Raw genomic sequence first — 13,382 nt, 5'->3', positions numbered from 1 at the left:
GCCCACCTCCTTGAACTGAAGGCAGGCCATGAGGATTAGATTGTTATCCACTCTGAGCATAGCTTAATCATGGCTCACCAGCTCAAAACCATGCTTATCAAGCAATTCCAATGCTCGACCACCACCACGGGCAACACATGTCAGAGGGTCTTCAGCAACGATAACAGGCAAACCCGTTTCTTCACTGATTAAGCGATCAATATTGCGCAACAGAGCACCGCCACCGGTCAGAACGATACCCCTTTCGGCAATATCTGATGCCAGTTCAGGTGGACACTGCTCAAGCGCACTTTTAACCGCCTGAACAATTGCAGAAAGCGGCTCTTGAAGCGCTTCCAGAATTTCATTGCTATTCAGGGTAAAGCTACGCGGAATACCTTCTGCAAGATTACGACCTCGAACATCGATTTCATGCATTTCAGAAGATGGATAAGCCGTACCTATCTCTTGCTTGATACGCTCTGCTGTAGAATCACCAATCAAGCTGCCGTAGTTACGACGTACATAAGTAACAATGTACTCATCAAAGCGATCGCCACCGAGACGAACGGAATCAGCATAAACAATACCATTCAGAGAAATAACGGCGATCTCGGTTGTACCACCGCCGATATCAACTACCATCGATCCACTTGCTTCATCGACTGGCAAGCCGGCACCAATAGCAGCCGCCATGGGCTCATCAATCAAATATACTTCGCGCGCACCCGCACCCATTGCTGACTCTTTGATTGCACGGCGCTCAACTTGTGTTGACTTACAAGGAACACAAACCAACACGCGAGGGCTTGGAGTCAGGAAATTAGTATCATGTACTTTAGAGATGAAGTATTGAAGCATCTTCTCGGTGACATGGAAATCAGCGATAACACCATCTTTCATCGGGCGGATAGCTGTAATGGAACCAGGTGTACGACCTAGCATACGTTTAGCATCAGCACCTACTGCGGCGACGGATTTCTGGTTTCCTGTCTGTCGAATTGCTACAACAGAAGGTTCATCCAGAACAATATCCTTATCGCGGACATAAATCAGTGTATTTGCAGTGCCCAGGTCAATGGACAGATCGCTGGAAAAAAGACCACGAATTTTCTTGAGCATGTACAGGGAGTCCTAAGAAATCTGCAGGTATAGCCGCTATATCCTGAAAACACGTAACTCTAACAATGGCAGGGCTTTTGAGCAAGGCGAAAATCAGTAAAACTACTTAAAAACTCTGAACAATTTGCCTTCTTCATAAGGTAGCTATGTGATACCTTACGTCTCTTAGAATTTTTCCTTTATGCTTTCTCTGGAAAGCTTCTCAAACAGCGAGAGTAAATTATGTCTCTGGATCGCTCTGATGTGGACAAAATAGCCCATCTGGCGCGCCTTCAAATTGAAGAACAGGACACTCCTGAATACGCGCAAAATCTTTCAAACATTCTGGATCTTGTAGATCAGATGCAGGCGGTAGATACCTCTGATGTATTACCTATGGCTCATCCACTTGATGCCGTTCAACGCTTACGCAGTGATGAAGTTACCGAAGCCAATAATCGTGAAGCGCTACAAGCGGTAGCACCTCAGGTTGAAAAAGGCCTGTTCCAGGTACCTAAGGTAATCGAGTAATCGCGCAATAAGCCGGAAGATTTAAAAGGAAAAGCATTCCATGTTTGATAAAACATTAGCCGAACTGGCTCAGGGGCTTAAAGCGGGTGAATTCAGTAGTGTAGAGCTGACCCAAGCTTACCTGAACCGTATCAAAGCTGAAGACAGCAAATACAACAGCTTTATCACTGTTACAGAAGAGCAAGCCCTGGCTCAGGCAAAAACAGCAGACGAAGCAATCGCTGCAGGTACCGCCGGTGCCTTTACAGGCTTGCCTTTTGCCCACAAAGATATTTTTTGCACACAGGGTGTTCGCACCAGCTGTGCATCCAAAATGCTGGACAATTTCATCTCTCCATACAACGCCACCGTTGTAGAGAAGTTCAATGCTGCAGGCGGCGTCATGCTGGGTAAAACCAATATGGATGAGTTTGCAATGGGATCCTCCAACGAGAGCAGCTTTTACGGCGTAGCAAAAAACCCATGGGATACTGAGTGTGTTCCTGGCGGCTCTTCAGGTGGCTCGGCAGCGGCAGTGGCTGCTCAACTTGCTCCAGCAGCAACAGGCACCGATACGGGTGGTTCCATTCGCCAACCGGCAGCACTATGCGGCATAACAGGACTAAAACCTACTTATGGTCGCGTTTCACGTTTCGGTATGATCGCCTTCGCATCCTCACTGGACCAGGGCGGTCCTATGACAAAAACAGCCGAAGATGCTGCAATGATGCTGAATGTCATGGCGGGTTTCGATAAAAATGATTCCACCTCTGTTGACCGCGAAGTTCCAGATTACACTGCAGATCTCAATAAACCACTGGATGGTTTAACAATCGGTCTGCCTAAAGAGTTCTTTATGGATGATCTCGACTCCGAGATTGCAGAACGCACTCAGGCGGCCATTAAAGAGTTCGAGAAGCTTGGCGCGACGGTAAAAGAAGTGAGCCTGCCTAACACGGCGCTGTCGATTCCTGCGTACTACATAATCGCACCAGCTGAAGCATCATCTAACCTATCTCGCTTTGATGGCGTCCGTTATGGCTACCGCTGTGAAAATCCAGTTGACCTGGAAGACCTCTATAAGCGCAGCCGTGGTGAAGGCTTTGGCGCTGAAGTGAAACGCCGCATAATGATCGGTGCATATGCACTTTCCGAAGGTTTCTATGACGCTTACTACAACAAAGCTCAGCAGATTCGCCGTCTGATCCGCGATGATTATGCCAAAGTGCTTTCTGAAGTGGATGTCATCATGGGGCCAACGACACCGCACCCAGCCTTCAAAATCGGTGAAAAAACCTCAGATCCAGTAGCGATGTATATGGAAGATATCTTTACGATCTCTCTGAACCTCGCGGGTCTTCCAGGTATGTCAGTTCCTTGCGGAACAGTTAATGGTCTTCCAACAGGTCTTCAGATCATTGGCGACTACTTTGCTGAACAAAAACTGCTGAATGTTGCCCACCAGTTCCAACTGGCAACTGATTGGCATACACAGTCACCACAAGGCATCTAAGAGGTTTAGACATTATGGAATGGGAAGCGGTAATCGGGCTGGAAATCCACGCCCAGCTTGCGACAAAATCCAAAATCTTTTCCGGTGCCAGCACTGCATTTGGCGCGGAACCAAACACCCAGGCATGCGCGGTCGATCTGGCGCTGCCAGGAACACTTCCGGTCTTCAATGAAGAAGCCCTGAGAATGGCGGTTAAATTCGGTCTTGCCGTTGATGCAGAGATCGGACGTAAATCTGTTTTTGACCGTAAAAACTATTTCTATCCGGACCTGCCGAAGGGCTACCAGACAAGTCAGCTGTTCCACCCGATTGTTGGGGTGGGCCATATTGATATTACGCTGGAAGATGGCACCGAAAAGCGCATTGGCGTTACTCGTGCACACCTTGAAGAAGATGCCGGCAAGTCAGTTCACGATGAATTCCCCGGCATGTCAGGCATTGACCTGAACCGTGCCGGTACTCCACTACTGGAGATCGTCTCTGAACCTGATATGCGCAGTGCAGAGGAAGCCGTCGCTTACGTTAGAAAGATCCATTCTATTGTAACCAGCCTAGGCATCTGTGATGGCAACATGGCAGAAGGTTCTTTCCGCTGCGATTGTAACGTCTCCGTTCGCCTTAAAGGCGAAGAAGAATTTGGCACGCGCACAGAGACGAAAAACATCAACTCTTTCCGTTTTATCGAAAAAGCGATTACTGGTGAAATTGAACGCCAGATCGACCTTCTCGAAGATGGCGGCCGTGTAGTACAGGAAACCCGCCTGTATGATGCAGATAAAGACGAGACTCGCTCAATGCGCTCAAAAGAGGAAGCTAACGACTACCGTTATTTCCCTTGCCCTGATCTGTTACCCATTGTTATCGACGACACCTACATCGACGCAGTCCGAGGCTCACTGCCTGAACTCCCTGATGCGCGAAAAGCCCGCTTTATTGAAGAGTACAAACTGAGTGACTACGACGCAATGGTGCTGTCTGGTGACCGCACTCTCGCTGAATACTTCGAAACGGTTGCTAAAGCGTCTAAAGATGCAAAACTGGCTGCAAACTGGGTAATGGGTGAGCTTTCTAAGATGCTCAACCAGAACGACACTATCATTGCTGACAGCCCCGTTTCTGCTGAGCAGTTGGGCGGCCTTCTTGAGCGAATCAAAGACAACACGATCTCTGGCAAAATTGCCAAGCAGGTGTTTGAAGTGATGTGGAAAGAAGGTGGCAGCGCTGATGAAATCATCGAAGCCAAAGGCCTCAAACAAGTAACTGACAGCGGCGCGATTGAAAAGATCGTTGACGATGTTATTGCTAACAGTAGCGCTCAGGTTGAACAGTACATTAATGCTGAGCCAGATAAACGAGGCAAAATGATTGGCTTCTTTATGGGTCAGGTTATGAAAGCCTCACAAGGCAAAGCAAACCCAGGACAAGTTCAAGGCGTACTGAAGAAGAAACTGGACGCTCTTTGCTAACCACAACATGATTTAAAAACCGCGCAATAGCGCGGTTTTTTTTTGCTTTTAAACTTACTTGATAAGACAGGAAATCCTGATTAATTAATAGGGTATGATTTATTGAATTAAATCTAACCTGAACGATCTAAGAACCACAAAATAACCAGATGCATTCAAAGTATTGTGCCTTGTGGCGCAGATGAGGAACACATTATGAAAAAAGCGACCTTTGCAGCAGGCTGTTTTTGGGGAATTGAACTTAAATTTTCGCAACTGCCTGGCGTTGTTAGAACCGAGGTAGGCTATATGGGCGGCATCACTGATCAACCCAGCTATCAGGATGTATGCCGCGGGGATACATGCCATGCGGAGGTTGTTCAATTAGAGTTTGATGAGCGCTTTATCGATTATTCAACTTTGCTTGACGCTTTTTGGCATATGCATGACCCAACCACATTAAATCGCCAGGGTCCTGATATTGGTACACAATACCGTTCAGCCATTTTCTATCATGATGATGAACAGAAAAAACTAGCCGAAGAAAGTAAAGCACAGCTCGATACGAGCTCAGCGTTTGCCAATTCCATCGTTACTGAAATCGTCCAGGCGAAACCATTTTGGAAAGCTGAAGAGTACCACCAAAAATATTTGGAAAAACGCGGCATGGGCGCTTGCGGCATCTAGTCAATGGAATTTCATACGGCAAAGGCGGAAGAACTATCTGGCCCAGATCTGGGCCGTTTCTATAAACGGAATGGTTACAAAGGGAAAATATCGAAAGCCGACCGCTGTTATTGGCTAAGTAGTGGTACAACCATTCTTGCAGCAGCAAAAATCTCTCTTCATAAAAAAACCGGGGCTCTAATCCTGAATGGAGTCTGGGTGGATAAACACAAACGCAACCAGGGTTTAGCCACTCACCTTTTAAAAATAGTTCTGACAAAGAGTCAGCTTGAGACAGGCACTATTTACTGCTTTGCTTATCCAGACGCAGTAAATCTCTATCGTCGTTTAGGCTTTAAAGAATGCGATGAACACAACTGCCCGATGAACTTAATTGAGCAACAAAAGCACTATAAGCAAAGAGGCACAGAAACAACCCTATTAGCCTTAGCTATCTAGCCGCTCGCACTCTACAAATACACTTTGCTCCAGCCATTTCATAAGCGTTGCCTGCCCTTGCGATTTTAGGTAATCCTGAATGCTTTGATAGGAATCCGAAGGCAGCAGAACAGGCAATACTAAATTTGCATCCCGACTGCTAACCACAGACATATGCGGCAATCTCTCTGAATAATCCAGCAGTTGACCAATATGATCTGCACTAAGACCCAGGTCATCCACAGAGAGAATTAAGGTATGCCGGCAAGGCAAAGGTGCGAGCGCTTTACACAAACTATAAAGAAAACCCGGACTATCAGAATCTGCAAAGACCACCGGCATCGTAAGCGCATCAAGACCTAGCTGCTCAGGAGGAGCGATGAGTGTGACCGTTGTTATATGTTCACCCAGCTTATGAAGTACTTTATCAGCGGCATCGAGTTTACTTGCAATCTCAGCAACGCTGATCACCTCCATTCCTTCACTCAATAAAATTATCGCATTAACTTCCATGACTACCTATCCATACTGCTCGATACTATTCGGTACTATTCAGCGCTACAGCCAACGTCTGACTTGGATTTTGTACTCCCTGAAATTCTCGCCAAACTTTTGCTCAAGGTAAGCTTCTTCTTTGATGATGACCCATTTATACACCGAAAACGCGGCAGGAATAGCACTCACAATTACCCAAACGCTTTTTAGATAACACCCCAGTCCAATGGTTATCAGGATAAATGAAAGATAGATGGGATTACGACTATAAGAAAAAATACCTGTAGTGATCAGCGCCGTTGCAGGCTGCCAAGGTTCTATATGTGTCTTGGCTCGCCAAAATTGGACAGCGGATATCCCTGCAATCCCTATCCCACTAACAATAAAGCATAGCGCAACTGAGTCAGTAAACGCAGGCCAAGCGAGAGGTAACGGGATATAGCTATGCAATATGTAGCTCAGAAAAATATAAAACAAAAAGATAAGAGGGGGCGGTACCCTGACACCTGGACCGCGATCTTTCCCAACTTCCATAAAATCGCCTCTTCGCTAAATACCAAACCAGATCATTACAATTTTAGGCAATCCGACAAAAAACCAGAATCTTCTGTTTAAAATTGAGATTTAGAAATTTTCACTTTTTAACTAAACCTTAAATCGAATCAGTACGCATTGTAAAACAAAGGCAATACGGGTTTATACCTACAATAACACAATAGGATTTAACACCAAGCATTAATCAATAAGCAGGTTTTTTTCATTACATAACCAGCTAGATCCAGTCATTCTCTCCATTGACGAAGCCGTATTGACTAGCTAGTGTGTAGGCCATCGTACCTTTACCCAAGGTGGCGATAACAACCCGACTTACCTGTCGGAACAATAAAAACAATATAAAGCCAGGCTGCGATCCGGTCATGGCGAAGGTAATTTGCAATGACACACCTAAAATCTATTCGCTCTGCCAAAGTCTTTCAGCCCAGCACAGTTCTCCCATTAGAACGGCTCCAGGCGCAATAACCCACTTTCATCATTCTTACTGATTTGTTCTGAAGCCAGAAGAGATTCTGTTGCGTTCAGGCATCAAGGGCTATCGTATGAAACACGAAAATGCAGAGCACACACCCGTTTCAACTGTTTCACTAAATGACAAGTGGGACAAGCAATCCGGCCGCGTTTACATTACAGGGAGTCAAGCACTTGCCAGACTTCCTATGTTGCAAGCCGACAGAGATAAAAACGAAGGTCTGAAAACAGCAGGTTTTATCTCAGGTTATCGAGGCTCCCCTCTAGGTAATTTCGATAAAACCTTGTGGCAGATACGAGATTATCTAAAAAAGAGCAATATCACTTTCCAACCTGGCGTCAACGAAGATCTTGGCGCGACAGCCGTTTGGGGAAGCCAACAGGTCAATGTGTTTGAAGGAGCCAAATATGATGGTGTCTTCGGCTTATGGTATGGCAAAGGCCCAGGTGTAGATCGTACTGGAGATGTGTTTAAACATGCCAATGCATTTGGGACAACACCCTATGGAGGCGTTTTAGCCATAGCGGGTGATGATCATGCCAGTAAATCTTCAACCCTTCCGCACCAGAGTGATTACGCTTTCATGGATGCAATGATGCCGGTCTTATACCCTTCCGGTATTCAGGAAATGCTCGATTTCGGTCTCTATGGTTGGGCGATGTCCCGTTTCAGCGGCTGCTGGGTAGGTATGAAAGCGTTAGCAGAAGTAATGGATTCGGCAATATCAGCAGATCTTAATCAAGACCGATTAAAGATATCAGTACCGGATGATTTTGAACTGCCTGCTGATGGCCTCAATGCACGCTGGCCAGATAAACCTCTCCAACAGGAAGAACGCTTACACCGCTATAAAATCCGAGCAGCTCAGGCATTCTGCAGACACAATAAGCTCGATAAAACAGTGATCGATTCAGAACAGCCGCGGTTAGGCATTGTCACTACAGGTAAATCCTATCTGGATGTACTACAAGCTTTTGAAGATCTCGGTATTAGTCATGAGCTGGCATCTGAAATTGGCATCCGCTTGTACAAAGTTGCTATGCCATGGCCACTGGAGCCAGAAGGTATCTTTGAATTTGCCGAGGGCCTGGACGAAATCCTGGTTATCGAAGAGAAGCGCCCACTCATTGAGGATCAGCTAAAGGAGCAGCTCTACAGCTGGCAAGACCGTTCAGGTACTCGACCTCTTGTCCTCGGTAAAAAAGACCCAGCGGGCAGCGAGCTACTGACAAGCCTTAGCGAGCTGACTCCAGCAATGATCGCTCGAGCAATCGCGTCGCGAATGAGCCCATTTCATAACAGCGATACGATCCAGCAACGCCTCGCATTTTTAAGCAATAAAGAGGCGGAATTAGAGCAACCCAGAGCACTAGTGGAAAGAACCCCACATTTCTGTTCTGGTTGTCCGCATAACAGCTCTACTGTTGTGCCGGAAGGCAGCCGCGCGTTGGGCGGTATAGGCTGCCATTACATGGCAACCTGGATGGATAGAGGCACGGATACATTTACTCAGATGGGTGGAGAAGGCGCCACCTGGATCGGCCAGGAACCGTTCACGGAAAATGGCCATGTTTTCCAGAACCTGGGGGATGGCACCTATTTCCACTCTGGACTACTTGCCATAAGAGCAGCCGTCGCTGCAGGTTCGAACATCACCTATAAAGTACTCTATAACGATGCTGTAGCCATGACCGGTGGTCAGCCTATCGACGGCCAGTTGACTGTCCAGCAGATAAGCCACCAGCTGTATGGCGAAGGTATCCGCCGTATCGCACTGATCAGTGACGAGCCTGATAAATACCCTAGCCGGGCAGATTTTGCGGACGGAGTAACCTTCCATCACAGAGATGATCTGCAAGCAGTACAAATGGAATTGCGTGATATCCCGGGCTGTACCGCTATGATCTACGATCAAACCTGCGCAGCGGAAAAACGCCGCCGCCGCAAACGTGGCCAAATGGCAGATCCAGATAAGCGTGTTGTTATCAACAGCGAGATCTGTGAAGGCTGTGGTGATTGCGGGGTGCAATCAAACTGTTTGTCTTTACTACCTAAAGAAACCGAGCGCGGACGCAAGCGCGAGATTGACCAATCGGCTTGCAACAAAGATTTCAGTTGTGTGCGCGGTTTCTGCCCAAGCTTTGTCACAGTAAAAGGTGGCAAGTTACGCAAACCGGCTGCTTTAGGTATAGATTCAGGTTTTCCTGAGTTACCTGAGCCCTCTCTGCCAGTGGCTAACCAGCCTTATAACATTCTCTTAACGGGTGTCGGTGGAACCGGTGTTGTAACGGTTAGTGCGCTATTAGGCATGGCTGCCCATGTAGAAGGAAAAGGCGCGGGCGTGCTTGATCAGATCGGGCTCGCTCAAAAGTTTGGCGCGGTGATGAGCCATATCCGTATTGCCCCATCACAAGAACAGATCCACACCGTTCGAATCCCGGCCGGCGAAACTGATCTGATGATCGGTTTTGATCTGATGGTAGGCGCCAGTGAAGAAGCACTAGGCAAACTGGATCGAGAACGTAGCCAGGTTGTGATCAATAATCACGAAACCATGCCGGCGGCTTTCACCCGAGACCCTGACTTACAGATACCGACAGAGGCGATGGAACAAGTCATTAAGGATACGGCTCGTCAGGAAAGTACTTATTGCCTTGATGCATCAACACTGGCAACCAAGCTCATGGGCGACGGTATGGCGATTAACCTCTTCTGCATCGGTTTTGCATGGCAGAAAGGACTGATTCCACTGCAACGCAGCTCAATTGAAGAAGCTATTCGCCTGAATGGTGTCGCAGTACAGGCCAACCTTGATGCTTTCATGTGGGGACGTCGCGGTGCTTTTGATCTGAATAAAGTGAAGGAAATCGCCGAACCTTCGCAATCAAGCGAAGTTCAGCCACTACAGTTTATGCCGAGCTTAGAAGAACTGGTTGAGCGCGAAAAGCAACATCTGACAGCATACCAAAACGATGCGTTGGCAAACCGTTATGCAGACCTGATCAGAAAAGTTTCCGATGTAGAAAAAAATCTAAGCGGGACTCGACTCAGCGCGGTTGTCGCTGAAAATTACAGCAAAGTGCTTGCCTACAAGGATGAGTACGAGGTTGCCCGCCAGTTAAGTTCAGACAGTTTCAGGGAACAACTGGAAGCTCAATTTGAAGGCGACTTCCAACTTGAATTCAACCTTGCCCCCCCGCTTCTGTCGAAAGTTGACCCGGCAACAGGTCGCCCAAAAAAGCGCACCTTCAGTGCTAAGTACCTACCTTTATTTAAAGCACTTAGCCAGCTTAAAGGGCTACGTGGTACAGCGTTGGATATCTTTGCCTACAGTGCTGATCGCCGAATGGAGCGACGTCTAATCCGCGAATATGAGTCGGATATCAACACGGTGCTAACCCACTTAACCCGTGACAACCTTCAGGATGCAATCCAATTACTTAGTCTTCCGGCTAAGATCCGCGGGTACGGTCCGGTAAAAGATCGAGCTTATGAAAAAGCCCAGTTGGAGCGTGAAGCACTGTTAGAACGTATCAGTGACGCACAACCTCAATCGACACCAGTAACAGTTTAAGTTTTACAGGAATCCAACATGTCTGTATTTAGCCATAACGAATTCGACAACCACGAACAGGTTGTGTTCTGTCACGATGAGAGCACTGGCCTGAAAGCAATCATTGCTATTCACAACACAAACCGCGGCCCTGCACTCGGAGGCTGCCGGATGTGGAACTATGTGGATGATCAGGAAGCGCTTAATGATGTGCTTCGCCTATCGAAAGGAATGACCTATAAATCAGCCCTAGCCAATCTGGATTTAGGCGGCGGTAAATCGGTAATTATCGGTGATCCTCGTAAGCACAAAAGCGAGGAGTTACTAAAAGCGATGGGCCGTTTCCTTGAGCGTACTGGCAATCAGTACATTGCCGCAGAAGACTCGGGTACATCAGTACCTGATCTTCAGGTCATGGGGATCGAAACGAACAATGTCGCAGGAGTTACAGAACGCACCGGTATCGATGGTTTACCATGCAATGGTGATCCTTCTCCAGCCACGGCCTATGGTACCTTTGCTGGTCTGAAAGCTGCCGTTCAATACAAACTTGATCGTACCGATCTAACTGGGCTTAAAGTCGCTATTCAAGGGGTCGGTAATGTAGGTTACCGCCTGGCAGAACACCTCCACAAAGCGGGAGCTCAGCTGTTTGTAACCGATATTCACGAAGAACAAGTCGACAAAGCAGTACGTGAGTTAGGAGCAACCGCGGTATCTCAAAAAGAGATTCTAAGCCTGGATGTTGATGTTCTGGCCCCTTGCGCTCTGGGTGCAGTACTCAACGATGAATCTATCCCTCTGATAAAAGCTCAGGTAATCGCCGGCGCTTCAAATAATCAGTTAGCAGCACAACGTCATGACCTGATGCTTCGCGAACGAGGCATTCTTTATGCACCTGATTATGCAATCAATGCAGGGGGCATTATCGATATTTTCTACGAACGTATCGGCCATGAACATAACAAAGTACGCGCTCATATTGAGACCATCAGCGATACCTTGATGGAGATCTTCCGCAGAGCCGATTCGCAGGACAGACCCACAGGTGAAGTTGCCGATGAACTGGCTGAAGAGCGTTTCATGAAATAACGCTTACCCCACTCCCGCTCACCCCATCGTTAGCCGATTGAGGGTGGGCGGACTTTTCTCTACCGAATAAAAATAAAACTGGAGAACACCAATGACCGAAATGGTTCAAGACGCTGCGAGTGCAGTCGATAACGCACGTAAAGACAACCCGATGTGGTCGTCGCGATTAGCCTTTATTTTAGCTGCCAGCGGCTCCGCGGTTGGCCTTGGTAACATCTGGAAATTTCCGTATATCACGGGAGAGAACGGAGGCGGGGCCTTTGTTCTTGTTTATCTGTTATGTATCGCGTTGATTGGTATTCCGATCATGATTGCAGAAGTAACGATAGGCCGCCGTGGTGGACATAGCCCAATTAACAGCATGCGCCAGATCGCCCAACGCGATGGGCGCTCCAAACGCTGGGTTTGGATTGGCGGGATGGGCATGATCGCTTCCTTCCTGATTCTTTCTTTTTACTCGGTTATTGGCGGCTGGGCTCTCTCTTATGTAGGCAACTCTGCCGGCGGACTCTTTGTCGGAGCCGATAGCGATAGCATTGGCGCAATGTTTGGCAACCTTCTATCAGATCCCTACACGCTTTTAGTGTGGCACTCTGTATTTATGCTGCTAGTGATTATGATTGTCGCTCGCGGGCTCAATTCAGGTATGGAGAAAGCGATCAACATTCTGATGCCTGTACTCTTTGCTCTGATCCTAGTCATGGTCGGTTACGCAATGAGCGCCGGTGACTTTGCTGCAGGCTTTACTTTTCTATTCCAGCCTGACTTTTCCAAGCTAACCACCGAAGGGGTTCTAACAGCTTTAGGCCACGCTTTTTTCACGCTTAGTTTAGGTATGGGCGTTATGATGGCTTACGGCTCTTACCTACCGAAAAAGGTGTCTATCGTTAAAACAGCAGTCACTGTTTCAGTAGTTGATACGTTGGTCGCACTTCTGGCGGGTCTGGCAATCTTCCCGCTTGTGTTTGCTAACGGGATGGAAGCGGGTGCCGGTCCAGGCCTGATATTTCAGACATTACCTCTGGCTTTTGGTCAGATGACTGGCGGCGTGCTTTTCGGCACACTGTTCTTCGCTCTCTTAGTCGTCGCGGCCGTCACTTCAGCTATTTCTCTGCTTGAGCCTGTAGTTGAATGGCTGGAAGAGCAGAAAGGCATTAGCCGTTTTACCGGCACGATGATTGGAGGCTTGAGTATCTGGTGTCTGGGTATTCTGACAATTCTTTCTCTGAATGTATGGTCAGATGTTCATCCGCTGGGCATGTTCGAGCGCTTCGAAGGCAAGACCTTCTTTGACCTGTTTGATTACGTCACTGCGAACCTGATGATGCCACTAGGCGGTCTGGCCATTGCGATCTTCGTTGGCTGGTTCATGTCAAAACAAGCCGGTGAAAACGAACTGGATCTGGGTAATGGTTTAGCCTATAAACTCTTCATGTTTGTATTACGTTTCATCACACCGGCCGCTGTACTTGTTGTATTTGTTTATAACTTAGCCTAAGGCTGAAAGTACTTAGGATACAAAACCACATCGACAAAACGACCTTTGGGGCTGCTTAAAGCAGC

Annotated in this window: 11 protein-coding genes; 8 read left to right on the top strand and 3 right to left on the bottom strand. The window is 47.6% G+C overall.

The features are described 5' to 3' along the window. Positions 1-63: 63 nt before the first annotated feature. Complete coding sequence (locus MED92_RS14515) at positions 64-1,101, bottom strand: rod shape-determining protein (RefSeq protein WP_007022323.1); 1,038 nt, start codon at positions 1,099-1,101, stop codon at positions 64-66. 222 nt (positions 1,102-1,323) lie between these two features. Here MED92_RS14515 and gatC point away from each other — a divergent pair, with 222 nt between their 5' ends. The 5 genes from gatC (at position 1,324) to MED92_RS14490 (ending at position 5,673) form a co-directional block, all read left to right on the top strand. Then, positions 1,324-1,611, top strand: a complete 288-nt coding sequence (gene gatC / locus MED92_RS14510) for an Asp-tRNA(Asn)/Glu-tRNA(Gln) amidotransferase subunit GatC (protein WP_007022322.1) — start codon at positions 1,324-1,326, stop codon at positions 1,609-1,611. A 40-nt stretch (positions 1,612-1,651) separates the two neighbouring features. After that, on the top strand, positions 1,652-3,103 hold the full coding sequence (gene gatA / locus MED92_RS14505; RefSeq protein ID WP_007022321.1) for an Asp-tRNA(Asn)/Glu-tRNA(Gln) amidotransferase subunit GatA: 1,452 nt from the start codon (positions 1,652-1,654) through the stop codon (positions 3,101-3,103). A 14-nt stretch (positions 3,104-3,117) separates the two neighbouring features. Further along, positions 3,118-4,569 carry an Asp-tRNA(Asn)/Glu-tRNA(Gln) amidotransferase subunit GatB gene (gatB, locus tag MED92_RS14500; protein WP_007022320.1) on the top strand — a complete coding sequence of 484 codons (1,452 nt, stop codon included), beginning with the start codon at positions 3,118-3,120 and terminating at the stop codon, positions 4,567-4,569. 195 nt (positions 4,570-4,764) lie between these two features. Further along, on the top strand, positions 4,765-5,235 hold the full coding sequence (gene msrA / locus MED92_RS14495; RefSeq protein WP_007022319.1) for a peptide-methionine (S)-S-oxide reductase MsrA: 471 nt from the start codon (positions 4,765-4,767) through the stop codon (positions 5,233-5,235). A gap of 3 nt (positions 5,236-5,238) precedes the next feature. Next, the gene (locus tag MED92_RS14490; RefSeq protein WP_007022318.1) at positions 5,239-5,673 is read left to right on the top strand and encodes a GNAT family N-acetyltransferase; all 435 of its coding nucleotides are present in this window, start codon (positions 5,239-5,241) and stop codon (positions 5,671-5,673) included. On the opposite strand, the gene MED92_RS14485 is transcribed toward MED92_RS14490, so the two are convergent. Continuing rightward, a complete protein-coding gene (locus tag MED92_RS14485) occupies positions 5,662-6,165 on the bottom strand; it encodes an NTP transferase domain-containing protein (RefSeq protein WP_007022317.1) in 504 nt (167 codons plus the stop codon). The genes MED92_RS14490 and MED92_RS14485 overlap by 12 nt on opposite strands. Positions 6,166-6,210: 45 nt before the next feature. Next, positions 6,211-6,681, bottom strand: coding sequence for a methyltransferase family protein (locus MED92_RS14480; protein ID WP_007022316.1), 471 nt, complete (start codon positions 6,679-6,681; stop codon positions 6,211-6,213). Positions 6,682-7,244: 563 nt separating this feature from the next. Between MED92_RS14480 and MED92_RS14475 the strand changes: the two genes are divergently transcribed. The 3 genes from MED92_RS14475 to MED92_RS14465 all read left to right on the top strand — a co-directional run bounded on the left by MED92_RS14475 (position 7,245) and on the right by MED92_RS14465 (position 13,317). Beyond that, a complete protein-coding gene (locus MED92_RS14475; RefSeq protein WP_007022315.1) occupies positions 7,245-10,748 on the top strand; it encodes an indolepyruvate ferredoxin oxidoreductase family protein in 3,504 nt (1,167 codons plus the stop codon). Positions 10,749-10,766: 18 nt separating this feature from the next. After that, a complete protein-coding gene (locus MED92_RS14470; RefSeq protein WP_007022314.1) occupies positions 10,767-11,819 on the top strand; it encodes a Glu/Leu/Phe/Val dehydrogenase dimerization domain-containing protein in 1,053 nt (350 codons plus the stop codon). 91 nt (positions 11,820-11,910) lie between these two features. After that, entirely contained in the window at positions 11,911-13,317 is a 1,407-nt protein-coding gene (locus MED92_RS14465; RefSeq protein ID WP_007022313.1) for a sodium-dependent transporter, read from the top strand. The last annotated feature ends 65 nt before the right edge of the window (positions 13,318-13,382 follow it).

The sequence above is a fragment of the Neptuniibacter caesariensis genome, from assembly GCF_000153345.1.
Taxonomy (GTDB): Bacteria; Pseudomonadota; Gammaproteobacteria; order Pseudomonadales; family Balneatricaceae; genus Neptuniibacter; species Neptuniibacter caesariensis.
This window is presented reverse-complemented; position numbering and strand designations above follow the sequence as displayed.